Origin of the sequence: Bradyrhizobium sp. Arg816 (assembly GCF_029989365.1) — a bacterium.
Classification (GTDB): domain Bacteria; phylum Pseudomonadota; class Alphaproteobacteria; order Rhizobiales; family Xanthobacteraceae; genus Bradyrhizobium.
Window position 1 is genome coordinate 164646 of the sequence record NZ_JAPRAQ010000003.1, and the last position, 23765, is coordinate 188410.

29 protein-coding genes, 1 tRNA gene and 1 pseudogene are annotated in these 23765 nt (G+C 63.1%); 19 read left to right on the plus strand and 12 right to left on the minus strand.

From position 1 onward, the window contains the following. Positions 1-25: 25 nt before the first annotated feature. Positions 26-922: a 3'-5' exonuclease gene (locus tag OWC48_RS09445; protein ID WP_282520077.1), complete on the minus strand. Its 897-nt coding sequence runs from the start codon at positions 920-922 to the stop codon at positions 26-28. A 314-nt stretch (positions 923-1236) separates the two neighbouring features. Here OWC48_RS09445 and OWC48_RS09450 point away from each other — a divergent pair, with 314 nt between their 5' ends. Continuing rightward, positions 1237-1428 carry a CsbD family protein gene (locus tag OWC48_RS09450; protein ID WP_282519743.1) on the plus strand — a complete coding sequence of 64 codons (192 nt, stop codon included), beginning with the start codon at positions 1237-1239 and terminating at the stop codon, positions 1426-1428. Between the two features lie 75 nt (positions 1429-1503). On the opposite strand, the gene OWC48_RS09455 is transcribed toward OWC48_RS09450, so the two are convergent. Then, positions 1504-2166 (minus strand): protein-L-isoaspartate(D-aspartate) O-methyltransferase, encoded by a 663-nt coding sequence (locus tag OWC48_RS09455; RefSeq protein WP_282519744.1) that lies wholly within the window; start codon positions 2164-2166, stop codon positions 1504-1506. 216 nt (positions 2167-2382) lie between these two features. Between OWC48_RS09455 and OWC48_RS09460 the strand changes: the two genes are divergently transcribed. Both OWC48_RS09460 and OWC48_RS09465 read left to right on the plus strand, forming a co-directional pair. Beyond that, a complete protein-coding gene (locus tag OWC48_RS09460) occupies positions 2383-2610 on the plus strand; it encodes a hypothetical protein (RefSeq protein WP_282519745.1) in 228 nt (75 codons plus the stop codon). 37 nt (positions 2611-2647) lie between these two features. Continuing rightward, positions 2648-3115, plus strand: a complete 468-nt coding sequence (locus OWC48_RS09465; protein ID WP_282519746.1) for a hypothetical protein — start codon at positions 2648-2650, stop codon at positions 3113-3115. Positions 3116-3362: 247 nt separating this feature from the next. Here the strand turns inward: OWC48_RS09465 and OWC48_RS09470 are convergent, their stop codons facing one another. Further along, positions 3363-3554, minus strand: a complete 192-nt coding sequence (locus OWC48_RS09470; RefSeq protein ID WP_282519747.1) for a hypothetical protein — start codon at positions 3552-3554, stop codon at positions 3363-3365. Positions 3555-3712: 158 nt separating this feature from the next. Between OWC48_RS09470 and OWC48_RS09475 the strand changes: the two genes are divergently transcribed. After that, positions 3713-4078 carry a PRC-barrel domain-containing protein gene (locus OWC48_RS09475; RefSeq protein WP_018643617.1) on the plus strand — a complete coding sequence of 122 codons (366 nt, stop codon included), beginning with the start codon at positions 3713-3715 and terminating at the stop codon, positions 4076-4078. A gap of 114 nt (positions 4079-4192) precedes the next feature. Next, complete coding sequence (locus OWC48_RS09480; protein WP_282519748.1) at positions 4193-4579, plus strand: response regulator; 387 nt, start codon at positions 4193-4195, stop codon at positions 4577-4579. A gap of 53 nt (positions 4580-4632) precedes the next feature. Here the strand turns inward: OWC48_RS09480 and OWC48_RS09485 are convergent, their stop codons facing one another. Beyond that, positions 4633-4833 (minus strand): hypothetical protein, encoded by a 201-nt coding sequence (locus OWC48_RS09485; RefSeq protein WP_282520078.1) that lies wholly within the window; start codon positions 4831-4833, stop codon positions 4633-4635. A gap of 405 nt (positions 4834-5238) precedes the next feature. On the opposite strand from OWC48_RS09485, the gene OWC48_RS09490 reads away from it, so the two are divergent. Further along, the gene (locus OWC48_RS09490; RefSeq protein WP_282519749.1) at positions 5239-5406 is read left to right on the plus strand and encodes a hypothetical protein; all 168 of its coding nucleotides are present in this window, start codon (positions 5239-5241) and stop codon (positions 5404-5406) included. On the opposite strand, the gene OWC48_RS09495 is transcribed toward OWC48_RS09490, so the two are convergent. Beyond that, complete coding sequence (locus OWC48_RS09495; RefSeq protein WP_282519750.1) at positions 5360-5653, minus strand: hypothetical protein; 294 nt, start codon at positions 5651-5653, stop codon at positions 5360-5362. The two genes, OWC48_RS09490 and OWC48_RS09495, sit on opposite strands and share 47 nt — an antisense overlap. Continuing rightward, positions 5589-5852 carry a hypothetical protein gene (locus tag OWC48_RS09500; protein WP_282520089.1) on the minus strand — a complete coding sequence of 88 codons (264 nt, stop codon included), beginning with the start codon at positions 5850-5852 and terminating at the stop codon, positions 5589-5591. Before OWC48_RS09500 ends, OWC48_RS09495 begins: the two co-directional genes overlap by 65 nt. 149 nt (positions 5853-6001) lie before the next feature. Here OWC48_RS09500 and OWC48_RS09505 point away from each other — a divergent pair, with 149 nt between their 5' ends. Together OWC48_RS09505 and OWC48_RS09510 are read left to right on the plus strand one after the other, a co-directional pair. After that, on the plus strand, positions 6002-6919 hold the full coding sequence (locus OWC48_RS09505) for a Ku protein (RefSeq protein ID WP_282519751.1): 918 nt from the start codon (positions 6002-6004) through the stop codon (positions 6917-6919). 21 nt (positions 6920-6940) lie between these two features. Continuing rightward, positions 6941-7192 (plus strand): hypothetical protein, encoded by a 252-nt coding sequence (locus OWC48_RS09510; RefSeq protein WP_282519752.1) that lies wholly within the window; start codon positions 6941-6943, stop codon positions 7190-7192. Here OWC48_RS09510 and OWC48_RS09515 read toward each other — a convergent pair. Beyond that, positions 7189-7509, minus strand: a complete 321-nt coding sequence (locus tag OWC48_RS09515) for a hypothetical protein (RefSeq protein ID WP_282520079.1) — start codon at positions 7507-7509, stop codon at positions 7189-7191. The genes OWC48_RS09510 and OWC48_RS09515 overlap by 4 nt on opposite strands. Positions 7510-7665: 156 nt before the next feature. Then, positions 7666-8030 (minus strand): annotated as a pseudogene (locus OWC48_RS09520) (SOS response-associated peptidase family protein); the annotation flags it as partial. Between the two features lie 223 nt (positions 8031-8253). Between OWC48_RS09520 and OWC48_RS09525 the strand changes: the two are divergent. Beyond that, complete coding sequence (locus OWC48_RS09525) at positions 8254-8439, plus strand: hypothetical protein (protein ID WP_247485424.1); 186 nt, start codon at positions 8254-8256, stop codon at positions 8437-8439. Then, positions 8439-8810, plus strand: a complete 372-nt coding sequence (locus OWC48_RS09530) for a hypothetical protein (RefSeq protein WP_282519753.1) — start codon at positions 8439-8441, stop codon at positions 8808-8810. Before OWC48_RS09525 ends, OWC48_RS09530 begins: the two co-directional genes overlap by 1 nt. A 716-nt stretch (positions 8811-9526) precedes the next feature. On the opposite strand, the gene OWC48_RS09535 is transcribed toward OWC48_RS09530, so the two are convergent. Then, positions 9527-10222, minus strand: coding sequence for a recombinase family protein (locus OWC48_RS09535; RefSeq protein ID WP_282519754.1), 696 nt, complete (start codon positions 10220-10222; stop codon positions 9527-9529). Positions 10223-10957: 735 nt separating this feature from the next. Here OWC48_RS09535 and OWC48_RS09540 point away from each other — a divergent pair. Beyond that, positions 10958-14053: a phage tail tape measure protein gene (locus OWC48_RS09540; protein WP_282519755.1), complete on the plus strand. Its 3096-nt coding sequence runs from the start codon at positions 10958-10960 to the stop codon at positions 14051-14053. 364 nt (positions 14054-14417) lie between these two features. Here OWC48_RS09540 and OWC48_RS09545 read toward each other — a convergent pair whose 3' ends face one another. Further along, positions 14418-16049 carry a hypothetical protein gene (locus OWC48_RS09545; protein ID WP_282519756.1) on the minus strand — a complete coding sequence of 544 codons (1632 nt, stop codon included), beginning with the start codon at positions 16047-16049 and terminating at the stop codon, positions 14418-14420. A gap of 94 nt (positions 16050-16143) precedes the next feature. Further along, positions 16144-16218, minus strand: a tRNA-Thr gene (locus tag OWC48_RS09550). 318 nt (positions 16219-16536) lie between these two features. Between OWC48_RS09550 and OWC48_RS09555 the strand changes: the two genes are divergently transcribed. The 5 genes from OWC48_RS09555 to OWC48_RS09575 all read left to right on the plus strand — a co-directional run bounded on the left by OWC48_RS09555 (position 16537) and on the right by OWC48_RS09575 (position 20693). Further along, complete coding sequence (locus OWC48_RS09555; RefSeq protein ID WP_282519757.1) at positions 16537-16725, plus strand: hypothetical protein; 189 nt, start codon at positions 16537-16539, stop codon at positions 16723-16725. A 40-nt stretch (positions 16726-16765) separates the two neighbouring features. After that, positions 16766-18472, plus strand: a complete 1707-nt coding sequence (locus OWC48_RS09560; RefSeq protein WP_282520080.1) for an FAD-dependent oxidoreductase — start codon at positions 16766-16768, stop codon at positions 18470-18472. Positions 18473-18653: 181 nt separating this feature from the next. Next, positions 18654-18962, plus strand: a complete 309-nt coding sequence (locus tag OWC48_RS09565; RefSeq protein ID WP_028151418.1) for an EthD family reductase — start codon at positions 18654-18656, stop codon at positions 18960-18962. A 282-nt stretch (positions 18963-19244) separates the two neighbouring features. Next, positions 19245-19754: a hypothetical protein gene (locus OWC48_RS09570; protein ID WP_282519758.1), complete on the plus strand. Its 510-nt coding sequence runs from the start codon at positions 19245-19247 to the stop codon at positions 19752-19754. Between the two features lie 114 nt (positions 19755-19868). Continuing rightward, the gene (locus OWC48_RS09575; RefSeq protein ID WP_282519759.1) at positions 19869-20693 is read left to right on the plus strand and encodes an alpha/beta fold hydrolase; all 825 of its coding nucleotides are present in this window, start codon (positions 19869-19871) and stop codon (positions 20691-20693) included. A gap of 161 nt (positions 20694-20854) precedes the next feature. Here OWC48_RS09575 and OWC48_RS09580 read toward each other — a convergent pair whose 3' ends face one another. Beyond that, positions 20855-21508: a TetR/AcrR family transcriptional regulator gene (locus OWC48_RS09580; RefSeq protein WP_282519760.1), complete on the minus strand. Its 654-nt coding sequence runs from the start codon at positions 21506-21508 to the stop codon at positions 20855-20857. Positions 21509-21590: 82 nt separating this feature from the next. On the opposite strand from OWC48_RS09580, the gene OWC48_RS09585 reads away from it, so the two are divergent. The 3 genes from OWC48_RS09585 (at position 21591) to OWC48_RS09595 (ending at position 23747) form a co-directional block, all read left to right on the plus strand. After that, on the plus strand, positions 21591-22529 hold the full coding sequence (locus OWC48_RS09585; RefSeq protein ID WP_282519761.1) for an SDR family oxidoreductase: 939 nt from the start codon (positions 21591-21593) through the stop codon (positions 22527-22529). 26 nt (positions 22530-22555) lie between these two features. Beyond that, on the plus strand, positions 22556-23215 hold the full coding sequence (locus OWC48_RS09590) for an NAD(P)H-binding protein (protein ID WP_282519762.1): 660 nt from the start codon (positions 22556-22558) through the stop codon (positions 23213-23215). An 82-nt stretch (positions 23216-23297) separates the two neighbouring features. Then, positions 23298-23747 carry a DUF2948 family protein gene (locus OWC48_RS09595; protein ID WP_282519763.1) on the plus strand — a complete coding sequence of 150 codons (450 nt, stop codon included), beginning with the start codon at positions 23298-23300 and terminating at the stop codon, positions 23745-23747. Positions 23748-23765 lie beyond the last annotated feature (18 nt).

A 23765-nucleotide genomic window follows, 5' to 3' on the forward strand; every position in this document is an offset into this window, starting at 1 on the left:
CGCTCGATCGGTACGGCGGCCGCCTTCATACCCTGCAAGAAAAGCGAGTGAAAGCCGTCAGCCGCTGCACGCTGGGATCGACGTCACGCATGTAGATCTCGGTTCGCAAAAACGCGATTTCGTCGTCTACGGCGGTCTCACAGAGGTCGATGTACCAGCTCTTCGGACGCCCATCGCTGCCGTCGTTCCAACGGTAACCCCTGCGCTTCAACGAGTCCTTGAGTTCGAATGCGGTCTGCTCCGCCCAGACCCGTAGCGTCGGCTTGCGGGCGGTCTCGAGCAGTAGCGCGAGCGCCGGCGCACCGGTCGTCGGCAGTACGAAGTCAAGGACCTCCAGCAGGGCGTGGCAGTCGTCGACGGCGCGGTGGGCCTGGTGGAAGAAGCCGGTCCCGTTCAACAGGTATTCCAATTGCGCGCCTGCGAATCCATGTGAACGCCAGTCGATCTCGGTCGCGCTGCAGCCCCACGCCTTCTGCTCGAACACGGGCCAGTAGCGTTCGGCGAATTTTCTGTCGAATCCGCTGTTGTGGGCGATGACGATAACCGCGTCGTCGACGAAAGCTGCGACAGCCGCGTCGTCGAACTTATGGCCGGCCACCATCTGGTCGTTGATGCTGGTGAGCGCCGTCACGTCGGGCGGGATCTGTGCGGACGGCTCGTTGAACGCGGAGAACGCATCGCGGACGCCGACGATCCGGCCCTCGGCTGAGTAGTCGAATTTGACCATCCCCAATTCGATGATCTCATCTCTGGCGTGGTCGAGGCCCGTCGTCTCGGTGTCCAGCAGGATTCCGGTCCTGCAATCCTGCCCGATTGTCGGCTGGGACGCCGGCCGCGGCACCAGGCGCCGCAGCACCCGATAGTCGGCCGACCGGCTCAATGCCTCGGCCATGGCAACCAGATCGGTCGTGTCCTGTAACATCGCTGCTCGGAAAGGCTGCCAGCACCGGTCGGCTGGCTCACCGCAGAATATCCGCAGCGCCGGCAATGAGGTACCTGAAAAACGAGGGATTCACGGGCTTTTCGGCTGCTGTGGATTCGATAGCGGGCATCCGGTCTGCATTCGTCGTTGCAGCGGGCGGCTGCCGCCAAGAGCCGACGTTCCAAACGTCCCAGCTTTGCTCAGCCAAGAGCCACGTTCGGAGTGTTCGTTGAGAACACCGTGCATTGTTCTGCGAGGAACCGCTGCGCAACACTTTCGTTGTGCTGATCTTCCGGACAGCAAAGGAAACGATCATGGACCGCGAACATGTGAAGGGCGCCGCCGACAAGGCAAAAGGCGCCATCAAAGAAGGTGCCGGCAAGCTAACTGGCGACAAGGACATGGAAGCCGAAGGCAAGCTCGATAAGGCCAAGGGATCCGCCCACAACGCCGCGGGGGACGTGAAGGATGCGGCGCGGGACGCCGCTGACGCCCTCAAGAAGTAAGCAGAAGAAGCGAAGATCAAAAACTGGCCGCCTCCAGGCGGCCTTTTCGCGCCAATTGACACGGCGAGCGGGCTTTCAGCCGGAGATCAGAGGAACGAAGCGGACCTCCTCTATCCTTTCCTCGATGAAACTACCGTCCGGCTTGCGTGTCAGCTTCGTCAGCCACTGCACACCGTCAGGATCGCCGAGCGGGATGAGCAGTCGTCCCAACGGAGTAAGTTGATTCTTGAGGACCGCGGGCATCTGCGCGCTGGCGGCCGAGACCAGGATCACGTCGAACTCGCCGCCATCCGGCCATCCTGCGGTCCCGTCCCCATGACGCAGATCCACGTTGCGGCAGCCGAGATGCCGAAGTCGCGATCGGGCGCGCTGCACCAATGCCTCGTGACGCTCGATCGCGCAAACCTCCCGCCCGAGCTTGGCGGCGAGCGCCGCCAGATAACCCGAACCCGCGCCGATCTCCAGAACCCGGTCCGATTTGGCGATCGCGGCAGCCTCGAGCATCTTGGCGACGATGTAGGGCTGAGAGATGGTCTGCCCTTTCGGAATCGGTACGGCAATGTCTTCGTACGCGGCTTCCGCGAACCGCCGATCAAGGAAAATTTCGCGAGGGACCTGGCGCATCGCCAACAGGACCCGCCTGCTGCGAATGCCGCGGCTGGCAATCTGCACGTCGACCATCGCGTCGCGGAGGAAGCGGGACCTCTTGGACCGTTTGCTCTCCCTGACCGCGCGCATGACCTCTCCAGGCATGGACGATTTCGCTCCAACAGATGGAAAACTCGGAAGCCCGCGACTTGCTCCTTGACGAGACGGCTGGGTCGCTCTCGCCGACGAGACCGAGTTCGCTGCCGATGAGTGAATCGCGGAGCTGCCGTCAGGAACGTGCCCGCAACGGGAACGACCGCCTCCGGATCGAATTGATTTCGCGGAAACCGAGCCCGGAGAACGCTCATGAAATGGATCTTCAAGGCGGCATGCGTGGCCGCAATGGCGCTGGCATCGGCCTCCGGCGCGGACGCCAAGGGCTGCATCAAGGGCGCCATCGTCGGCGGCGTCGCCGGCCACATGGCCGGTCATGGCAACCTCGGCGCGGCGGCCGGCTGCGCGATCGGCCATCATGAGGCCAACAAGCAGAACCCGAACAATTCGAATGCCCAGGCGTCGTCGGGCCAGAAGTGATTTCCGGATTGGGCCTCCATAGTGTTGGAGAGACGCGATGAAATCGACGGTGTCGGCGCTCGTTCTTGGACTTGCCGTCTCGACCTCCATGGTCTCGGCTCAACCGGCGAGATGGACCACCTACTCCATCCCGCAGACAGGTACCTCGGTCGATTTTCCGGCCTCGATCTTTACCGAAGAGGCGGGCCGGCCGGACGGCTACGGACAGCGATTTCGGACTGCTGACGGCCGAGCCGACCTTACGATACAGGCCACGCCCAACGTCTCGAACGATTCACCAGCTGCATTTCTCGCAAAGAAGCATCCGCCCGCGCGCATTCAGTACAAGCGAACGACGCCTCGGTTTTTCGCGGTGTCCAGTTATAAGGGCGACAAGGTCTGGTACGACCGGTGCAACTTCTCAAGTGGATTGATTCACTGCGTCCTGATCAACTACCCGGCGAACGAAGAGCGCGACTGGGACGACATCGTAACGCGGATCAGCCTCTCGCTGAGGGGCAGATAAGGAGGGTGCGGGTGGACCTCGCGCGGACTGCGCGGGTGCCTTTGCCCGTGGCTTCGAGAACACGGAAGTCCGAGAGGCCGCCGCCTTTGGCTATCCTCGCGAGCGCTAGTTCTGAATAGCGGGTCGTGAGACCTTTGGCTATCCGCGACAGGCGCCGTAGTTCAACGGCGGGCGACGGTCCCTGCAGCTCAATGGGGTCGCAAGGTTATCGTTCCTCCGATCTGCCCGCGGCTCTTCGATCGGTGGTTCACGCGGTAGCCGCCGCCCGCCCGGCCTCGGTGATGCGATACTCGATATCTCCGGATGGAAGCGGTTCGGTTTCCACGAGACCGAGCTCCACCAGCCGCGCCACGATTTCATGGTCGAACGTCGGCGGGCTGACCCAGGACTCGCCGATGAGCTTCCTCAGAAAATCGCGCTCCAGATCGGTCAGTTCCATGCTCTAACTCCGCTCGCCGACTTCGTCCGGCACATTGCGGCGCGTCATCCGATCCGGCCGCTTCATCCCTGGGAAATCAACTTTTCGCCCCGGATTGTGCCAGGAACAGAGGCACCGTGGCCCCGTTGATTCCCGAAGACAACACCCAGGAGGTCAACATGACCATGGAAGATCGCGAGACGTTCAGCCTGATCGGCAGCGACAAGGTCGAGGGCACGAACGCGTACGACGCGAAGGGCGAAAAGGTCGGCTACATCGAGCGCGTCATGATCGACAAGATCAGCGGCAAGGTGTCGTACGCGGTGCTCAGCTTCGGCGGCCTGCTCGGCATCGGCGACGATCACTATCCGCTGCCATGGCAGACGCTGAAATACGACACCAACCTCGGCGGCTATGTAGTCACCGGCATTTCCCAGGACCAGCTCCGCGGCGCCCCGAAATACGCCGACGAGAGCAGTTGGAATTGGAGCGATCCCGCGACCACCCGGTCCGTGAATGCCTATTACGGTGTGCCGGTGGCTTGAGGCCGCACCACGCGCTTGGCTGCCCGACGGCGAAGCTCGCTCTTCCGCCGGACTGCGGACCAGCGCACTGCCAGCACGCGAGACGACCCGGCTCGGTCGCCGAGGAGATTTAAAGTGAGTGATGCCGTTCGTGTTCTGGTCGTGGAGGATGAAGCTCTCATCGCCACCTTCGTCGAGGACGCTTTGTCCGACGGCGGTTTCCAGGCCTGCTCGGTCCATTCGGGGGAGGCGGCCCTCTCCACGTTTTGCGATGGCCGCGAAGGATGTCGGGTCCTGCTGACGGACATCAACCTGGGTGGTGGTATAAGCGGCTGGGAACTGGCGCAGCAGATCAGGGAAATCTCGCCTGGCTTTCCCGTGGTCTACATGACGAGCGCCAGCGCGCCCGACTGGAAATCGCGGGGCGTCGACGGCAGCGTCCTGATTCAGAAGCCCTTTGCGCCGGCGCAATTGGCCGCCGCCGTCTCGCAGCTGCTCGGTGGCGCGACATCGCCGGGTTGACCTGGGAGATACTCTGTAAACCGCGCTTCGCAGGGCGAAAGCAGGCCCGGGTGTCAGGCTTCGCCGGAGCCCGAGAAGAGCACCGTCGGCGGGGTCGCGCGCGTGGGCGGCGATGGCCGTCCGTAGCTCGGTCCAGGTCTGCTCTTGAGCTCGTACCTCTGTGCCAGATCGAGAAGCCGCCGCCTGGTGAACGGGTCGGCCTTCTCCGCCAGATCGCGCGCCCGCTGCGCGAAGCCACTGTAGAACTCTTCCATGACGCCACCCCACAACATCACCGAATGCCGATCTTCGATGGTCGATGAGGTTCGGGTCAAGAGATCGCTTGCGCCCGCCCGGAAAAGGGCACTACGCTGACCGAGGCGGGGGAAGCCAAATGTCGTTGCAGCATCCAATCCGGAAGCCTTGCCCGCACTGTGGGCGGCGATGAAGCTCGTGCGCGACGAGGGCGCCAGAGGCGGAGAGCGCTACGTCTGCTCCGATTGCGACGACGATCCGCTGCACGACCCCACCGCCCGGACGTGGGTGGACGGCCCGCTTCGGCCGCCCGCGAAATAGCGGTCCGGAAGGCCCGGGCTGGTCCGGATCTCCCAGAATCGGGACTGGCAAGTTCGTCACGGCCGCACCAACTCCCTTAGATGCCAAACATGGGGAGGTGCGATGTGTCGGCTGTCGCAAACCTGCTTGCGCGGAAGCAGGCGCTCATGGAGCGACTGGAGAGCGGTACCGGACCGAACGAACGCGAGGAAATCGAGCGCCTGATCGAGCAGATCGAGACCGCGCTTAACCTGCTCGAGTCGGGCGATGCCGCGACCCCGGGCGAGGAATGATCGGCTCGTGCCGGTCACAGAGTGTGCAGGTCCGGCACCTCCGGATCAGTCTGGCGTCGCTGAAATCGCCGCTGGACGGGTCTCCTGTCCGCGAAAAGGCGACCGCGCCCGCGCAGCCGGTTTTCCGCGAGAGCGCTTCGGCGCGCATGACGGCCGCGTTGGCGCGCAGGCACTCCACCGCCTCACCGGCCGCCACCCCGTCGTCCGCCATGACGAACGGCAATGCCACGTGGTAGGTGACGTCCATCGCAATCACCCTTGCGTTCGCGCTGCGCGCCATGTCGCCCACGTGAATATCCTTTCGAGACCGCCGCGAGCAGCTCGTTGGCCTCGGCCTCGAGAAAGTCGATGGCGATCAACAACGCCTTGACCGTCTCCCGGGGGTCTCCGCCGCAGGCTTCGATGGCCTGGTCGGCGGGCAGCGGATATGCTTCCATGTTCTTCATTTGTTCCATAAGAGTCAATGGGCATCCGTCGCATTCCGCTGGCGGCGAGGACCGTGCGGATGAATCTTCGCCCGGAGAGGCCCGCCTGTCGGAACTGCCATCTGCCATTCGTCTTGAATCCAGGCCACCCCAATGGAGTTCTGCGTAACATGGCCCCGCGCGCCAACTGGAAAGGCTTCCTGCGTCTGTCCCTGGTCACCTGTCCGGTGGCGCTCTACCCCGCGACCTCGGAGAGCGAGAAGATCTCGTTTAACCAGCTCAATCGCGAGACCGGCCATCGCATCAAATACCTGAAGGTCGATGCGGACACCGGCGACGAGGTCCAGAACGAGGACATCGTCAAGGGCTACGAGTTTGAGAAGGGCCAATACATCGAGGTGTCGAAGGAAGAGCTCGAGAAGATCGCGCTGGAGTCCACGCGCACCATCGAGATCGACGAGTTCGTCGACATCGATCCCCGCTACCTGATCCGCCCCTATTACGTCCGGCCGGACGGCAAGGTCGGCCACGACGCCTTCGCGGTGATCCGCGAGACCATCCGCGAGATGGATAAGGTCGCGATCGGGCGGGTCGTGCTGACCAACCGCGAGCACATCATCGCGCTGGAGCCGATGGACAAGGGCCTGGTCGGCACGCTGCTGCGCTATCCGTATGAGGTGCGCAGCGAGCAGGAGTATTTCGACGAGATCCAGGACGTGAAGGTCACCAAGGACATGCTCGACCTCGCCAAGCACATCGTGAACCAGAAGGCTGGGCGATTCGATCCCGAGAAGTTCGAAGACCACTACGAGAGCGCGCTGATCGATCTCATCAACCAGAAGCGCGCCGGCAAGCCGATCACGCCGAAGTCCAAGCCGGTGGCGGGCAACGTCGTCGATCTGATGGAGGCGCTGCGCCGGTCAGTCGGCAAGGAGGCTCCGCCTGCGAACGCGGCGAAGCCTGCGAAGAAGCCGAAGAAGGCGTCCGCGGGCCAGAAGGAGATGCTGATGCCCATCGCCGGCAAGAAGCCGGCGAAGGAGGCGGCTGCGAAGAAACCCGTCGCCAGGCCGCAGCGAAAGTCGGCCTGACGCTACTAGTAGGAGGTTCGCATGGATATGAAGGAAGCCTCAGCGATGACGGAAGCCTCCGGCCTCGTGAACGACCCAGAAGGCGCGGAGCTGGCTGTTGCGGCCAAGCTGAATGCCGAAGCGAAAACGGCCGCCGACTTGCCACGACCGCGCCCATCTCAAGACGTCGCCCTGCGCTTGGCCGATCGCTTGCGCGAGGCAGCGATGAATGCCCCGTTGCGGTCGCTCTTGGCCGCCTTTTTGGTTGGAGTCTGGGTCGCGCGCCGGCGCTAAGGTGAAGTCGTTCCAGGTTGTCGGAACCGCTTCGCTAAGTCCTCGGGACCCCTTTCGCTCGCGGGGCAGTCCGGGCACGTGTCTCCGATGGAATCGAGCACTTCGAGGATCGCCGCGACGGCATGATCGGCCGAGATGCCCGCCGGCGGATATTTGCAGGCGAGATCGACTGCTCTCTGGCGGGCATGGGGGTCGGCCCGGTCCTGCATCCAGCTGTGCTCCTCGCATTCGCGGATGGCGCCGGCCTCCTGCAGCACCGAGATCGCCCAGCCGCGCAGCGTCCGGATCGCGGGCTGCCGTTCCTTGAACTTCAGCATCGAAATCGCTCCTTGGCCTTCGACCGAATCCTTGTCGGCCCCCGTGCGTTCCGCGCTGCTACCACAGCCCAGGGATTCGAAATCGCGGGGGCTGCGCTTTTCCACGTGTTCCCCGCTGTGCTGACCTAGGAACAAGGTATCCGTGCGCCCATTGTGTTAGGCTGCGGGCGCCGGGTCTTCCTTCACGCCGCGGGCGATGATCCGTCCGGAAGCGGCCGCTGCAGCTTCAGGGCTTCATCCGCAGGAGCGGTCATCCAGATCTCAACCTCGTCGGGCGTCGTCAGGATCACAGGCATCGCCTTCGGGTGGATGGCGCCGACCTCGGCGTTCGGCTCCGTCGTCAGGAATGCGTACAGGTCGTTGGTGCTCTCGCCCTCCTTGACCTTCCGGACCGACGTCCAATTGGTCCAGATGCCGGCGAAACACGCGAGCGGACGGCTTTCGTCGAGCGCGAACCAGATGTCACCGCCTTCGGCTTTGTTGAACTCGCTGAACGAGTTGAACGGCCAGACCCGCCGGTCACACTATGCATAAAAGAGGATTTGCATTGTGACGATCTGAAACAAAAAGTGATTAATGCACCCTTGACGTTGGCCACATTTCGTGGCAGGAAGTGTTCTAGATTAGCAGAACATTACATGAACGAACATTTGCCCCGTTCGTGACCTGAAAAACCTCGCCACCATCATCCACCCGCCCGCTGCATCACCGCACGCGGGCTTTTCGCGTTTTGGAGACCTCTACATGAAACCAAAGTTTGATGCCCATGAACTTGTGACCAGTCCAATGAAACACGTCACGATGTTGTTGCCCGCCGTGCTGGTTGAGCATATCGACCGAGCGGCACAGGTCGATGACCCGTCCGCGCCCAATCGCTCAAGCTGGTGTCGGCGAGCCCTGATCGCCGCTCTTCGCCGGGAGGCCGCGTGATGACGGACGCAATTGAGGATGCCGTCGTCGCTGCGGCACGCGCCAAGGGCTACCAGCTCAACAGCGCGACCATGATGATGGTCGCGTGCGATTTGGCTGGATCGACCCTGGATGGAGACAGCTTAGTCCTCCCGGGCAAATTCTCGCTGAAGATCGCGGACTATGTTCGTGACCTGCATGACAGAGCGCCAAGCGGCTTCAGCAAGGTGCAACAGCCTGACAAACCGGCCGACGAACGGACCATTTCAGAGCTTCGCCGGAAACGATCGCTCGACCCAGCTTGGCATGACCGCCGGGCCAAAGCCACGGGTCTCACCCGAGACATGATGAATGAAATCGCTGCAACTCGCGGCGAAAACAAGGGAAACTGACATGACACGACGACTGCGCAGTGCAATTTCAACCCGGGTTGCCATCGAGGCAATCCCGCCCGATGCGCGCGACCAACGCGCCAGACACCTTGTCGCCCGCGAGCGAGGGCAGCGCTTGGCTGCTGCTCAAGTGGAGTTGGCTATGGCTGAGCGGACGCACGCGGACGCCCTCGCGATTGTGCCAGAGGCTGAAGCTGCTCTAGCAGCCGCCAAGACACGGCTCGCGGAGATCGAAGCAGAGATGAGCGCTGCTACACGGGCCGCCTGATAGGCAGCTCGCTAATTCGGACGGCAGTTTCAGCTTTTCTCCAGGGAGTCTGCCGTTCGTACAGGGAGGCGTAATGGTGATTGAGACGACTCGTCGCGGCTCTCACTGTTGCGCCTCCCGCGCTAATGGTAAAGTTTGGACCGCGGTTTCAGCTTCGGAAGAGTCGCCGCGGTCGGAGGCGCAGCAGATGATATTGAGACGACTCGCAGGACTGCACGCACTCGCGTTGGCTCTCACTGCTGCGCCTTCAGCCCTTGCCGGACCCTACTGCATACCCGTCCACGGTCGCGACCAGATCGCCAAAGGCGGCAGCGTGTGTCCGGTCGGGTATCTGGGGTCGGGACCGTGCTGCATTGCGCTCCATGTGGACACGCCACGCGCCTTTGCCCGTCTGCCCGGCCGATCTTGTCTGAGCGGGACATTTACCAGCTCCGGCAGCTATTGCGTGTCACTGCGATAAACGCGCGAGAACGCGCTGCACTTGCACGGCCTGCCACTTTCCGTTGCCGAGCGCGGTCGGAATGCCGGCCTCGTTCAAGCCATCTGCAATCGCCCGTAGCGACGTGGCGCCGTCCGCCTGTAGCTTACGGATCGTCGGGCCGATATCTGCTGCATGTTTCGTGGTGCGCTCCAGTAGGGCTTTCCGTGAGGCTTCCTGCATCTTCGCACCGGGGACGACGCCACGGTTGCCGCCAAGCCTCTTACCCCGGCGCTTGGCCGCTGCCAGTGCCGCCTTGGTGCGGGCTGAGATCATGCCGGCTTCCAGCTCCGCCACTGCGACCATCTGCTGAAGAAGGAAACGGCCGGTAGCACCTTCGATCACGGGCAGGTCCGCGAACCGAACGTCAACGCCAGCCTCAAGCAGGCGGGACAGGAAGGCGACAGAGCGCGTAAGGCGGTCAACCTTGGAGACGACCAGCGCAGCCCGATGCAGGCGTGCCGCGGCCAGTGCCTGCTCCAGCGCGGGCCGGTCAGATCGTCTACCCGACTCCACCTCTGTGAACTCGGCAACGATCGTCCAGTCGCCACCGTTAAGATATGCCGCAACTGCCGCATGTTGAGCCTCTATGCCCAGACCAGACTTACCCTGCTTGCCGGTGGAAACCCGGTAGTAGGTGATGAACTTCCCGTTGTGCTGAGCCACGACCCGCCTGTTACGAATACTTCAACGTCCGTTGACGTATCTGTAACGGAGCGCGAGCCGTCCCGTCAACGAAAATCTTTTCGATCTTCGGCCCTCGCCCAAGGCTCCGTTGTGCTGAGGTCATATGGTGGAGGCCGCTGAGGTGCCGCGGCCACGGAAGACACTGCAGTGGTCAGTCACCGACCCCGCGCCCCAGCATCGTTCGTCTGCGTGTCCCCGCTCGCATGGATGACGGTCAGTGATCACCAGCCGGTGACGCTGTCTGCCCATGACATACGTCACCGGCCGGGTCGCTGCGATCGACTGGACGCGGTGCGCTCAAAGCTGACCGCTTGTCACCGCGACGGACGACGCGACCACCACGGCCGCTGCTCCTCACTTCACCGTCCGCCGGGAGCACGATCACCATCACCATCATCGTTCTCGCCCTGCACGGGCCAGTGAGGTTTCCAAGCGCTCGCGAGCGCGGGAGGGGTGAAGGCGAGATTTTTTATGCGGCATGGCCCCGGCATTGGCTGAGCGGTTTTCCTTAGCCACCAACAAAAGCGGACTTACCACCACCCCAGGCCTTCGGGGATGCACCCCCACACGCGCGCGAGGTTCATGCATCCGCACCCCCACCCCCGAAATCATCGGGCGTCACCATTTCACGCGCCATATGAGCGCATTTTCCAAAAGGCGATTTTACGCCGTCACCGTCCGCGCGCTCGGCCGCGCCAACGAAGAAGAGAGACCATGTCAGAGAACCTCCAGCTCCACGTATCATTGACCGCGACCGACAGCATGAGTCCTGTGGTCGTCGGACTGCAAAAAAACCTCCAGAAGCTTAAGGCGGTCATCAACTCCATCAACGGTATCTCAGCGCCTAAGCTGTTTCCTGACAGCCTCTCGGCAGGCCTACAGAAGTTCACCGACGACGCCCGCAAGGCCGCTGCGACCTATCGCACCGAATGGAAGTCGGCCTATGCAGACAGCCTGCGTGACGCGCGGGCGTTCCATCGTGAACTGGACCGCCTTGACCGGCAGACCTTCAACCGCCGGCAGGCTGAGCAACGCGCCGTTGGTCGTAGTGCCAGTTCCAGCGGCCGTGGCGCGCTCCCCCGTGGTATTTCGCCAACCACGGCGCTCGTCTCCGGCGGCATCACCATCTCCGGTGTCGCATCCGCCTTTAAACGCCGCATGGAGACGGAAGCCAGCGAGACAAAAACTCAACTTTTCGGTGGGCTCTCAGCGGCAGAGGTGAAGAAACTGCGAGGTGATTGGTCGGATCAGGTCGCGATCAAATTTGGCGAGTCGGCTTCCGTGGTCCTCGACTCATTCACCGAGAGTTTGAAGCAGGGATTCGGAAAGGATGCGGCCAAGAAGGTCACTGAGGGCGCCTTAGAATCTGCCGCCGCGCTCGAAATGGACATCGGCCAGTTGATGCGGCTCGCTGGAAAAACCGCCACGTCCATCTATGGAGACGTGAAAAAGGCCGATCCCGCTCGCGTGCTCAAGATGATGAACTCGGTCGCCGTGGCCGCTGCCGCGACCGCCGCAGACCCTAACGAGGTGGTAGAGGCGAACAAGCGCGCTCTGTCCGCCTTGAGCACCACGCGGATGAAGGAAACCGATCTCTCCGCGTTCACATCGGTCGGCATCTCGGCAGGCCTGCAAAGCAATAAGGCCGGAACGTTCCTCGGCTACTTGACCTCGGAATTTGCAAACGCCGGAAACGCCCGTGGGCAGAGGGCCAAAGACCTAGATCAAGCTGCACGCATGATCGGGTACGGCGGCCGGTCACAGATGGCTCAGCGCATGGCGTCTGCACCCAGCGAGTTCATGTTGAGCATGTTCGAGAAGATGCAGAACATGACCGAGCAGACCCGCGCTAAGTTTGCAAACTTGGCCGGCATGCGCGAGTGGCGTGATGAACTCGTACAGATGGCCAAGGCCGGCGCTCAAATCCGGGAGACGCTGAAGGAGATCGACGAAAAGAGCGACGCGGTTTCCGCGTTCTCCCGCACCAAGCTGAACTCGCTTGCGAAGCGCTGGGACCGGATCAAGGCGATGTTCGGTCTCGCATGGGAGAAATTCGGGAGCGGCTTTGAGCAGAGCTTCATTGAGGTGTCCGATTGGTCCGATCGACATACCGGCATCTTCACCTCCAGCAAGATCGCGGAGAAGTCCAGAGACCTTGTCGAGCGGCTGAAGAAGGCCTTTGGTGTCGCCAACATGGGCGACGCACTCGACAAGATCGCCGCGAAACTATCGTCCGTGGACGTAGACAAGATCATCGGCTTCGTGTCGGGCTTCGCGGGCGGGCTCAGGTCTGTGTTCGATACCGTCACCAACCTGCTGAAGGGCGTGGCCGCGGCAATGGGCGAGGGCAACAGCGCCGAAGTTCTGGGGAGGCTGACCGGGCAGATTGTTGCCTTGTCCGTCGCACTCGGGACACTTACTCCGGTCATGGCCGTGTTCAGCGGCTTGGTGAGCATCATCAGCCGCATCGCGGGTCTGCTCGGTGGTCGGGCGTTGCTCGGTGCTGCCAGCGCCAACCCTGTTGGCACCGCTGCGTTGCTCGCTTGGCTCCTCGCGGAGAACAACGACGCCGGCATATCGGATGCCTCGAAGAAACGGCCGGGAGAAACGACCGGCCAATGGCGAGAGCGGCAGCGCCAGCACAAGAAAGACCTCTATCAGAAGCAGTCCGGCGACAGCTTCAACCCCGCGGACGTCCATCCGATGAGCTACATCGGGAGCAAGCTGGACAATCTCGGTGGCAAGATCGAACGCGCTTCGTTCATCAGCACCGACTTCAGCTCCCGGGGCCGGATCTACGGCGGCTTAGGTGGACTGAGCGGCAGCACGGCTGTCAGCGCCAACATGAACCGTCTCGTCAGCGGCGTCGGCACTCCCGATGCCCTGATCAACGGCGCCACGCCCGGCGGCCTGCTCCCTAACTTCGGCGTTGGGTCGGGAGGCATCATCCGTCGCGGTCGCAGCGGCGGCCTTGGCGCTCCTGACGTAGGGACCAACGTCCCCGCTGGCGGCGTAGCTGACACGACCGCCGGAATGGGCCTCAGCGGTAACGCCTACCTCGCCGCTCGACGAGCACGATTCGCCGGCGAAATGAAGGAAGACCCCACGCTCAAGCGGGACATCGCGGCCATGCAGTTAACCGAGGGCGCAAGTGGCGGCGGTACTGTCGAAAGCCTCTACAACCGCGCTGACATGATGGGATGGTCTCTCCGGAAGACTCTCGGCTACTACGCCGATGGATCGCAGAGTGTCGATAAGTATGGCCGGAGGAACAGCTTCTACGGCCCGATCCGCCGCGGCGAACTGCCGGGCGCAATCGCGAAGGTCAAGGCCGATCCGAAGCTTCGGGCGAAGTTCGACGCCTACACCGACGCGGCTCTGGCAGGCAGCCACAGGATCGGCGGCTACACCGACCAGGGTCTGCCGACTGATCCCAACGGCACGGTTGCTCGCGCCAGGAAGGGTCTGCCGCCGCTTCCGACGATCAAGGTGGGCGGGAACGAGTTCACCGAGTGGCTCGGCAATAAGCGGGCGCGCGACTATCGCCTGATGATCGAGAAAGGCATCGCCGGCAGCGGCGACTCTCCGATCAAGAGCGTCCCGTCGCCCGCTGATGCGGTCAGAAACGTTCCTGCTGGTCCGCAGTCTGGCGTCCCAATGAGGGGCGACTTTGGAGGCGGTCGTGGCTCTGTCGCGATCCACATCAACGGCAACAGCCACGATCCGGAAGCCCTCGCAACCCTGGTGCAGCGCCGGGTTGACGAGTCCATGAACTGGCGCGCCCATGACTCGGAGAGCGAGTACACCTGAGACAACAGCTCGGCCCTACGGGGCCGGGCAACTTTTTTCGCCGTTTGCGTCAATACAAATTCCAATGCAAACGCCGATCGCTCATGGTCGAGTCGCGATCGACGTTCGGTCGCATTGAAAGGAAAGCATCACCGTGAAGAGCCATCCAGTAGAAACCGCAATCGAATTGATCTTGTTGGCACTGTTCAGAGTCGGTGGAGATCATCGGGCAACTGCGCTATCAGCGGCCGATAGCCTCATGCACTTGATCGACGGGCAGGTATTCCACGACGTCTCAGTCGAAGCAGCTTCGGAGATCGGCGGGGGCTCGCTCGGTACTTCGTGATCCACCTCAGCCCACTGCGGCCATCGCGCTCTCAGCCACTCAGGCCGGGGGCGTTTTTGCAATCCGGGGGATGGCATTAATCACGCGGGCCATGGCGAACACCGACACGTCGCCATAGTCCTCGCCAGATGTTCGGGCCGCGTGGCCCTGAATGGCATCGACGACTCGCGGATCAAATCCAAGGTCACGACTGACTGACTTGAGGCGGTGCCGCCATGCGTGGTTAGGCTGGACCCGTTCATCGGGTACAACCGTCCGAACAAAATCAAGGACACGTTTGTAGCTGCCTTTCGCGAACAGCGGGCCGTCTCCCGAGTCAGCGACGAAGCGCAATAACCCGAGTTCGATCAGGTGTGGGTGGACAGGGACCAGCCGGTAAGTCCCCGTCTTGATGCTCCCGGCAAGCGGATTGAGATCAAAAACATCGTGACCTGACTCGGTGCGAACATCCTCTTTGCGAAGCTGTAACGCCTCCGCAATACGGCAGCCGGTGTAGCAGGCGATCAGCGGAGCCCACCGCTTGGCGGCGGCTGTCCTCGAGTCCTCTTTCGGCTTCTGCACGTATGAATGGCAGGCCTCGAAGATCGAGCCGGCTTCCTGATCTGTGAAGCCCTTCGGACGGGTCCGGATCTTCTTTTCTGCCTTGACCTTGACTGCGTCGGCCGGATTTTTCGTCAGCTTCTGATTGTCTACTGCCCAGCCGAAAATGGATTTGATGCCCGGCAGATCACCATCCTTCAAGGTCTTGGCGGTCACGACCTTCAGACGGGCGTCCTTGAACGCAATCATGTCCTGCTCGGTCACGCGGTTAGCATCGTCGTGACCGAGATGCTTAACGAGTCGATCGATCGCGCCCTTGTAAGTGTCGTAGGTAGTCCGACTGCGGCCGGTCGCTTTGGCTTCAGCCCACCATAGTTCAAGCAAGCCGGTGATGGTTTGCCGCGGCTTGATCGCTGCTACGCTTTCGATCGGTGGGAAGCGTTGGGCCTTCGGGTCAGGGCTGTAGTCACCCTCAGCATTGCGCCGTAGCTGCCAGCCTGCATCAAGGCTGGCCGTTCCGACGAAGCGGAGGAAGCGTCGCCGATCGCTCGGGTTTAGGTGGATGCGCTGGCGGATCAGAACCCAATCAGCGAGAAGTCCGAACCGATCTTCCAGCGCGTCATACTGGTCGGGCGGGAAGGCGTTGACAGCCGCAGTCAGATCACCAGTCCCAAACAGCTCCGTCGCGGTGCTCGCCTCGTTCGGCATCAAGGCCGCTGGAGGTGGGTTTTTGATGCGACCTTCAAGCGCCGCGCGACTGAGCGCCTTGTGATACATCCATGCGTCAGGTTCGCCGGGGTTGTCGCGGTGGATTTCCTGATACAGCCGGTACGTCTCGCCGCTCAGCGCGACCATGTCTTTGTGACTGAGACTGATCGGAGCCGCTTCGGTCAGATCGAACAGCCGGCGAAGGTGATCCAGAGCGTTGGCCTGTCGCGCCTCCGCAATGGTCCTGTCGTCCGTCCCGAGGGTAAACGCTACGTCGCTTCCGATCGTCACGGTCCGGACGAATGGATAGTCGTCTGGTGTGCTGATGCTGAGCAACACGCGCTTGCCGCGGAGTCGATCGACGATCTTGGTAGGAACGCGAATGCGGAATTGGGGAACGGTCGAGCCGGCACGCTGGGACATTGAGAACTTCAGAGAAACCATTGGTCTGTGTGGCACTTTTGTGTGGCACTCAGGACCGAAATTTCAAGAAAATCAATGTTCCCAGCAGGATGAGTGGTGCTGCCAGACAGGATTGAACTGTCGACCTCTCCATTACCAATGGAGTGCTCTACCACTGAGCTACGGCAGCATGTGCTGGGATAAGAATCGGCCGCCAAGGGGGCCTACCAAGCGGGCCGATATCTGCCACAAGCCCCCCTCCTGTGCAAGCTTGCTAGCTCCGCCAAAACGAGAAAATCGGGTCGATATCGGGGCCAAAATGCCCGTTTTCAGGTGAAAGTACCGACTTTCCGCCGATTTCGGTTCCGATATCCCCGGCCAACTGGCCAGTTGGCCGCGGCATGGCATTCGGCCCATTTTCGACTTTCGCACGATCGGATCGCGAGGGGCCTCTTGAGCTGCCGCATTCTCCGGGCATGTTATCGCGGATCGCTGGTATGGACCGCTGATGGCTGACGAGAACGACAAGAGCACGAGACAGGCGAGGGGGGCGCGGGACGACCGGCTGAAATCGGCGCTGCGTGAAAACCTGAAGCGGCGGAAGGCGCAGGCGCGCGAACGCGCCGCAATCACCGACCCCTCGCAGAATGACGATGCTTCCCTAGATGAGGGGACCGCCGGCAAGACTGGCGATTGAAGACTGGCGATTAGAATTTTTGGAGTGCATGGACGTGGCAATGGGGCAGGACGAGCAGCAACGAAACGATGGTGACGCGCAGATGTCGCGATTCACACGCCCCGAGCAGACCTTTCCCGCGCTGACATCGGCCGAGATCGAGCGCATGCGGAATTTCGGCGAGGTCCGCACTTACGCCGACGGCGAATTCCTGTTCGAGACCGGCAAGCCCGGGCCGGGCATGTTCGTCGTTCTGAAGGGCCACGTCGCCATCACCCAGCGCGACGGGCTCGGCAATGTCACGCCGCTGATCGACCAGGGGCCGGGGCAATTTCTGGCCGAACTCAGCCAGCTCTCGGGCCGGCCGGCGCTGGTCGACGGCCGCGCCGAAGGCGAGGTCGAGACGCTGCTGCTGCCGCCGCCCCGCCTGCGTGCGCTGCTGGTCGCCGAGGCCGAGCTCGGCGAGCGCATCATGCGCGCGCTGATCCTGCGCCGGGTCAATCTGCTTCAGGCCGGCGTCGGCGGTGTGGTGCTGATCGGACCCTCGCATTCGGCCGGCGTGGTGCGCTTGCAGGGCTTCCTCACCCGCAACGGCCAGCCGCATCATCTGCTCGATCCCGAACGTGACCGCGACGCCGCCGAGGTGATCGCGCGCTATTCGCCGAAGCCGGAAGACTGGCCGCTGGTCGTCGCGGCGAGCGGCGAGGTGCTGCGCAACCCCAGCGAAACCGAGGTTGCGCGCGCGATCGGCATGATCGGCGGCCCCCGCAACGACCGCATCTACGACGTCGCGATCGTCGGCTGCGGACCCGCCGGGCTGGCGACCGCCGTGTATGCGGCGTCCGAAGGGCTTTCGGTTGCCGTGCTCGACACCCGCGCCTTCGGCGGCCAGGCCGGCGCCAGCGCGCGCATCGAAAACTATCTGGGCTTTCCGACCGGCATTTCCGGCCTGGCCCTGACCGCGCGCGCGTTCAACCAGGCGCAGAAGTTCGGCGCCGACATCATGATCCCGGTCACGGTGAAGTCGCTCGACTGCACGCGCAGGGACGGCGCCTTTGCGGTGACGCTCGACGGCAGCGATCCCCTGCGTTCGCGCGCAGTCGTGGTTGCGAGCGGCGCGCGTTATCGCCGCCCCGAGATCGAGAACCTCGACAAGTTCGAGGGCCGCGGCGTCTGGTATTGGGCCTCTCCGGTCGAGGCGCGGCTCTGCGCCGGCGACGAGGTCGCCCTGGTCGGCGCCGGCAATTCGGCGGGACAGGCGGCCGTGTTCCTGTCGGGGCACGCCAAGAAGGTGCTGATGATCATCCGCGGCGGTGGCCTGGGGGCCAGCATGTCGCGCTATCTCATCGAGCGCATCGAAGCGACACCCAACATCGAATTGATGTTCAATACCGAGATCACCGCGCTCGAGGGCGACGAGGCCACGCTGCTGCGGCGCATCCGCTGGAAGAGCCGGTTGTCTGATGACGAGGACTCCGCCGCCATCAAGAATCTCTTTTTGTTCGTCGGCGCCGATCCCGCCACCAGCTGGCTCGACGGCTGCGGCGTCACGCTCGATCGCGGCGGCTTCGTCGTGACGGGCGCGCAGTCCGAGCTGAACCAGGGCAGGCTGGTGGCCCCGCTGGAGACCTCGGTGCCCGGCGTCTACGCGGTCGGCGACGTCCGCTCCGGCTCGGTCAAGCGCGTCGGCGGTGCCATCGGCGAGGGCGCGCAGGTCGTGGCCTCCCTGCACGGCTATCTCGGCGACGCCGCAAAACCGGCGCTCTAAAGCACGATCCGGAAAAGTGTGAAGCGGTTTTCCGACAAGATCGTGCTCAAACAATAAGTCAAGGACAAGACAAGGGAATGGCAAGTCGAATGAGGCTTGCCATCCTGACGTGTCCCACAGACTATCCCCTCTCGCGAGCCAATCGCGCGTGGAAGAACAAAGATTCACAAGGGAGGACCAAATGGCCGAACTCGTCGTGCTCTACAAGACGCCCAAGGACGCTGCCGCCTTCGACAAGCATTATGCCGAGACCCACATTCCGCTCGCGAAGAAACTTCCCGGCCTGAAGAAATACGCCGTCAGCACGGGCGCAGTCGGCTCGCCCGCCGGACCATCGGGCGTCCACCTCGTCGCCATTCTCAGCTTCGACAGCGTGGGCGACATCCAGAAGGCCTTCGGCAGCGACGCGGGCAAGGCGGCCGCAGGCGACGTGCCGAAATTCGCCAGCGGCGGCGCCGATCTGCTGATCTTCGACACCAAGGAAGTGTGATCCAACTTTCGTCGGAGACCTGAGGGCTCGTAGCCCGGATGGAGCGCAGCGTAATCCGGGACGACACTATCCACACGCGAGAACCCCGGATTTCGCTTCGCTCCATCCGGGCTACAAACTGTCGTCGTTTGTGACAGCACTGCAAAAAATTCGGTCGTGCGTTTGTCGATTCGCACGACGGCGCATGGCTCCGCACGAGTCTGTGACATCGCGTATGTAGCCATCCGATGAGGACCGTAATATCAATCGCCTGATCTCAATGCAGAGAGTAGGAGAGATGCCGTGGTTCTTGGGTTGAGCCTGCCCGCCTTCACGTTGGTCCATGTCATCATCAGCCTGATCGGCATCGTCGCCGGCCTGGTCGTGATGTTCGGTCTGCTCGGGTCGAAGTCGATGCCGGGCCTCACCGCGATCTTCCTGCTGTTCACGATCCTCACCAACGTCACCGGCTTCCTGTTTCCGTTCAAGGAGCTGCTGCCCTCGTACATCATCGCCGGCATCTCGCTGGTGCTGCTCGCGATCGCCTGCCTCGCGCTCTACGGAATGAAGCTCAAAGGGGTCTGGCGTCCCGTCTACATCGTGACCGCGATGATCTCGCTCTATTTCAACGTCTTCGTGCTGGTGATCCAGTCGTTCCTGAAAGTGCCGGCGCTCGCCGCGCTCGCGCCTGCCGTGCCGCCGAATCCGCCGGGAGGCCCCGTCTTCGCCGTGGTGCAGGGCATCGTGCTGGTGTTCTTCGTGGTGCTGACCATCGGCGCCTGGCGCCGCTACAAGCCGATGACGTTTGCCTGATCGCACGTTCACGGTCGGTGCGCGGCATCGACCTCGTGACATCGCCCGACCATCTCCGGATTGCCGGTTCGCGTTTTGCGAGCCCCGGATCGATTTTCACTGAAGGAGCCATTCATGCCCACCATCACCACCAAAGACGGCGTCGAGATCTTTTTCAAGGATTGGGGCTCGGGCCAGCCGATCGTGTTCAGCCATGGCTGGCCGCTGTCGGCCGACGACTGGGACACGCAGATGTTGTTTTTCGTTGCGCAGGGCTACCGCGTCATCGCCCATGACCGCCGCGGCCACGGCCGCTCGTCGCAGGTCGCCGACGGCCACGACATGGATCACTATGCCGACGATCTCGCGGCGGTGACGGCGCATCTCGACCTCAAGAACGCCATCCATGTCGGCCACTCCACCGGGGGCGGTGAAGTCGTGCACTACATCGCGCGTCACGGCGAGAGCCGGGTGGCGAAGGCCGCGATCCTTTCGGCGGTGCCGCCGCTGATGGTGCAGACGGCGGCCAATCCGGGCGGCCTTCCGAAGGGCGTGTTCGACGATCTCCAGAGGCAGCTCGCCGCCAGCCGCACGCAATTTTATCGCGATCTCCCCGCGGGCCCGTTCTACGGCTACAACCGTCCCGGCGCAAAGCCGTCGGAAGCGGTGATCCAGAACTGGTGGCGCCAGGGCATGATGGGCGGCGCGAAGGCGCATTACGACGGCATCGTCGCGTTCTCGCAGACCGATTTCACCGAGGATCTGAAGAAGATCAGCGTGCCCGTGCTGGTGATGCACGGCGACGACGACCAGATCGTTCCCTACGCCGATTCCGCGCCGCTGTCGGCCAAGCTGCTGAAGAACGGCACGCTCAAGACCTACAAGGGCTTCCCGCACGGCATGCCGACCACGCACGCCGAAACCATCAACGCGGACCTGCTCGCGTTCTTCAAGGCGTGAGGTCGCCTCTTGCCCTCTCCCCTTGTGGGAGAGGGTGGCTCGCCGCATAGCGGCGAGACGGGTGAGGGGTTGTCTCCGCAAGCGAACCTCTGAGTTCGCGGATAGAACCCCTCATCCGGCGCTTCGCGCCACCTTCTCCCACAAGGGGAGAAGGAAGAGCGTCACTTCAAGATCGCCCTGATCGCATCGAACGTGCGCTTCACGAAGACCTCCGGTTTCTCCCGCACACCTTCGCCGATCCAGCTTTCGCCGCCGACCCGCATCGCGCCGGTGGCGATCATGGCGACGAGCCGTGCCTTCAGCCTGTCCGATTTGGTTTTGGCGCGCTGCGAAAGCCCTTCGGCCAATGCGCGCTCGAGCTTCTCGTATTTGAGCTGATCGCGCGCTTGCAGCGCTGGATTGTCGCGCTTGAGCCGCGACATCGCCGCCGCCTCCGCCGGGTCGATCCGCTTGATCGCCCCCGCGATCGCATTCTCGGCCGCGGTCAGCATGGACTCGTTCGTGGGCCGCGCCACGATCTCGGCGACCAGCGCGGTTGCCGCGCCCTCCTGCCAGGCAGCGACCACATCCTCCTTGGACGCGAAATAATGGAAGAAGCTGCGGCGCGACACGTCCGCCGCGGTCGCGATGTCGTCGATGGTCGTGGCCTCGAAGCCACGCTCCAGGAACAGTGCCATCGCCGCGCGGGTCAACCGCTCGCGGGTCGCCTGCAGCTTGCGCTCGCGCAAGCCCAGGCCATCAGGGGATTTTGCCCCTGCTGCCAATGGCTTGGCGCCTTTCCTGGCTGATTTCCCGGCGGCCTTCGAAGCCTTCAATTATTTCACCTCTTGCAAACTTGCACTCAGTGCACATTTAGACCCGTCGCGGGGCTTTTCCAGCCCCGAACGGAGATATGGCATGACCGACTGGAGCACGGCAGACATCCCCTCTCTCAGCGGCAAGACCGCCGTCGTGACCGGGGCGACGGGCGGCCTCGGCTACGAGACGGCGATGGCGCTGGCGGGCGCCGGTGCCATTGTCATACTCACCGGACGCAACGACGCAAAGGGCCTGCGGGCGATCGAGGGCATTTGCGAGCGGTTTCCCAACGCATTGATCGCCTACGAGCATCTCGATCTCGCCAGTCTCGCCTCCGTCGCCGATTTTACCAGGCGCTTTGCCGCCAGCAACGAGCAGCTGGATCTCCTGATCAACAATGCCGGCGTGATGGCGCTGCCGAAGCGGCAGCAGACGGACGATGGTTTCGAGATGCAGCTCGGCACCAACTATCTCGGCCATTACGCGCTGACGGCACAGCTGTTGCCGCAGCTTCGTCGCGCGAAAGCGCCGCGCATCGTCAATCTGTCGAGCCTCGCGCACCGCTCCGGTGCGATCAATTTCGACGATCTGCAAGGCAAGCGTTCCTATCGCCCCTGGCGCGCCTATTGCCAGTCCAAGCTGGCGATGCTGATGTTTTCGCTGGAGCTGCAGCGCCGCAGCCTCGCCACCGGCTGGGGCCTGACGAGCCTCGGCGCCCATCCCGGCTACGCGCGGACCGATCTCATTCCGAACGGGCCGGGCGCGAACACTTTCCAGTCGCGCGTGAGCCGTTGGCTCCAGCCTTTCATCAGCCACTCCGCAGCCGAAGGCGCGCTGCCCACGCTGTTCGCGGCGACCTCGCCGGCTGCAGAGTCCGGTGGCTATTACGGTCCGAACTGGTTCTACGAATTGAAGGGGCCGCCTGCGCCGGCGAAGATCATGCCGCAGGCGAAGGATTTCGCCGCGGCCGCCATGCTGTGGGATGTCTCGGCGACGTTGACCGGTGTATCCTTCGACGAGATCGCGGTTGCCGCATGAGCCGCGGGCCGGTTGGGAACGTCACGATGCAAGTCATCATCTTCGGCGCGACCGGCATGGTCGGTCAGGGCGTATTGCGCGAATGCCTGATCGACACCGGCATCGACCGCGTGCTCGTGGTCGGCCGCAGCCCGACCGGAGTGCGAAACGCCAAGCTCACCGAAATCACGCACGGCGATTTCACCGACTACTCGGCGATCGAAGCGCAGCTCACGGGCTTCGATGCCTGCTTCTTCTGCCTCGGCGTCTCCTCGATCGGCATGAGCGAGGATCGCTATCGCCATCTCACCTACGATCTCACGCTCGCGGCGGCGACGACGCTCGCGAAGCTCAATCCGCAGATGACGTTCGTCTACGTCACCGGCGCCGGCACCGATTCCACCGAGCAGGGATCGCGGATGTGGGCGCGGGTCAAGGGCAAGACCGAAAACGATCTGCTCAAGTTGCCATTCCGGGGCGCCTACATGTTCCGGCCCGGGGCGATCCAGCCCCTGCACGGCGCCCGCTCCAAGACCGCCTGGGTGCAGGCCGTGTATGCCGCAACCGGGCCGCTCTGGTCGGCGCTGCGCCGGATCTCGCCGCGGCTGGTCACCTCGACCGAGCAGATGGGTCGCGCCATGATTCGTGTCGCCCGGGAGGGGTATCCGCGGAAGGTACTGGAGATGGAGGATATCAATAGCCTCTAGTCGGCTGGCCCGTTAGTTTCACGGAAATTTCCGCGTCCGCGCGCGTTGAGCCATATCAGTCCCCCGAGGAGAAATGCCGGCGATGTCTCCCCAGCTCAAACTGATCGCGCTCGATGCCGACGATCTCGCGGTGATCTCGACCCATGTGCAGGACGCCCGCGTCCAGGCCGCCGACATCATCTGGCGGCAGAGCGAGAAGCGGCTGGTGGTCGGGATGAGCCGGCTGGACTGGGAGCAGACTCTGGACGGCGAGGCCGAACCCCGCCGGCTGGTCGCCGCGCTCCGCTTCGACCGCGTGCTCGCCTGCAAATCGCGCAACATCGATCTCGGCGCGCCGGACGAGGTTCTGGACCTCGTCGGCATCGAGTTTCACCCCCAGGACGGCCGCGACCAGGAGCCCGGCGGCAGCGCCCTGCTGCTGTTCGCCCATGGCGGCGCCATCCGCCTCGACGTCGAATGTCTGGAGTGCGAGTTGACTGATCTGGGGGCGGACGAGCTGGGGGCGGGACTGGGCATCGAGGAGGAGGGGTGAGTTGACCGGTATACCAGT

Bases quoted from the DNA above. Each gene is read 5' to 3' on its own strand.
- OWC48_RS09560 (WP_282520080.1), top strand. From the start codon at position 16,766: ATGGGGCAGGACGAGCAGCAACGAAACGATGGTGACGCGCAGATGTCG.
- OWC48_RS09545 (WP_282519756.1), bottom strand. From the start codon at position 16,049: ATGTCCCAGCGTGCCGGCTCGACCGTTCCCCAATTCCGCATTCGCGTT.
- OWC48_RS09555 (WP_282519757.1), top strand. From the start codon at position 16,537: ATGGCTGACGAGAACGACAAGAGCACGAGACAGGCGAGGGGGGCGCGG.
- OWC48_RS09510 (WP_282519752.1), top strand. From the start codon at position 6,941: ATGGATATGAAGGAAGCCTCAGCGATGACGGAAGCCTCCGGCCTCGTG.
- OWC48_RS09495 (WP_282519750.1), bottom strand. From the start codon at position 5,653: ATGGACGTCACCTACCACGTGGCATTGCCGTTCGTCATGGCGGACGAC.
- OWC48_RS09565 (WP_028151418.1), top strand. From the start codon at position 18,654: ATGGCCGAACTCGTCGTGCTCTACAAGACGCCCAAGGACGCTGCCGCC.
- OWC48_RS09595 (WP_282519763.1), top strand. From the start codon at position 23,298: ATGTCTCCCCAGCTCAAACTGATCGCGCTCGATGCCGACGATCTCGCG.
- OWC48_RS09515 (WP_282520079.1), bottom strand. From the start codon at position 7,509: ATGCTGAAGTTCAAGGAACGGCAGCCCGCGATCCGGACGCTGCGCGGC.
- OWC48_RS09445 (WP_282520077.1), bottom strand. From the start codon at position 922: ATGTTACAGGACACGACCGATCTGGTTGCCATGGCCGAGGCATTGAGC.
- OWC48_RS09525 (WP_247485424.1), top strand. From the start codon at position 8,254: ATGAAACCAAAGTTTGATGCCCATGAACTTGTGACCAGTCCAATGAAA.
- OWC48_RS09585 (WP_282519761.1), top strand. From the start codon at position 21,591: ATGACCGACTGGAGCACGGCAGACATCCCCTCTCTCAGCGGCAAGACC.
- OWC48_RS09575 (WP_282519759.1), top strand. From the start codon at position 19,869: ATGCCCACCATCACCACCAAAGACGGCGTCGAGATCTTTTTCAAGGAT.
- OWC48_RS09460 (WP_282519745.1), top strand. From the start codon at position 2,383: ATGAAATGGATCTTCAAGGCGGCATGCGTGGCCGCAATGGCGCTGGCA.
- OWC48_RS09465 (WP_282519746.1), top strand. From the start codon at position 2,648: ATGAAATCGACGGTGTCGGCGCTCGTTCTTGGACTTGCCGTCTCGACC.
- OWC48_RS09505 (WP_282519751.1), top strand. From the start codon at position 6,002: ATGGCCCCGCGCGCCAACTGGAAAGGCTTCCTGCGTCTGTCCCTGGTC.
- OWC48_RS09450 (WP_282519743.1), top strand. From the start codon at position 1,237: ATGGACCGCGAACATGTGAAGGGCGCCGCCGACAAGGCAAAAGGCGCC.
- OWC48_RS09530 (WP_282519753.1), top strand. From the start codon at position 8,439: ATGACGGACGCAATTGAGGATGCCGTCGTCGCTGCGGCACGCGCCAAG.
- OWC48_RS09475 (WP_018643617.1), top strand. From the start codon at position 3,713: ATGACCATGGAAGATCGCGAGACGTTCAGCCTGATCGGCAGCGACAAG.
- OWC48_RS09500 (WP_282520089.1), bottom strand. From the start codon at position 5,852: ATGAAGAACATGGAAGCATATCCGCTGCCCGCCGACCAGGCCATCGAA.
- OWC48_RS09590 (WP_282519762.1), top strand. From the start codon at position 22,556: ATGCAAGTCATCATCTTCGGCGCGACCGGCATGGTCGGTCAGGGCGTA.
- OWC48_RS09455 (WP_282519744.1), bottom strand. From the start codon at position 2,166: ATGCGCGCGGTCAGGGAGAGCAAACGGTCCAAGAGGTCCCGCTTCCTC.
- OWC48_RS09485 (WP_282520078.1), bottom strand. From the start codon at position 4,833: ATGGAAGAGTTCTACAGTGGCTTCGCGCAGCGGGCGCGCGATCTGGCG.
- OWC48_RS09540 (WP_282519755.1), top strand. From the start codon at position 10,958: ATGTCAGAGAACCTCCAGCTCCACGTATCATTGACCGCGACCGACAGC.
- OWC48_RS09470 (WP_282519747.1), bottom strand. From the start codon at position 3,554: ATGGAACTGACCGATCTGGAGCGCGATTTTCTGAGGAAGCTCATCGGC.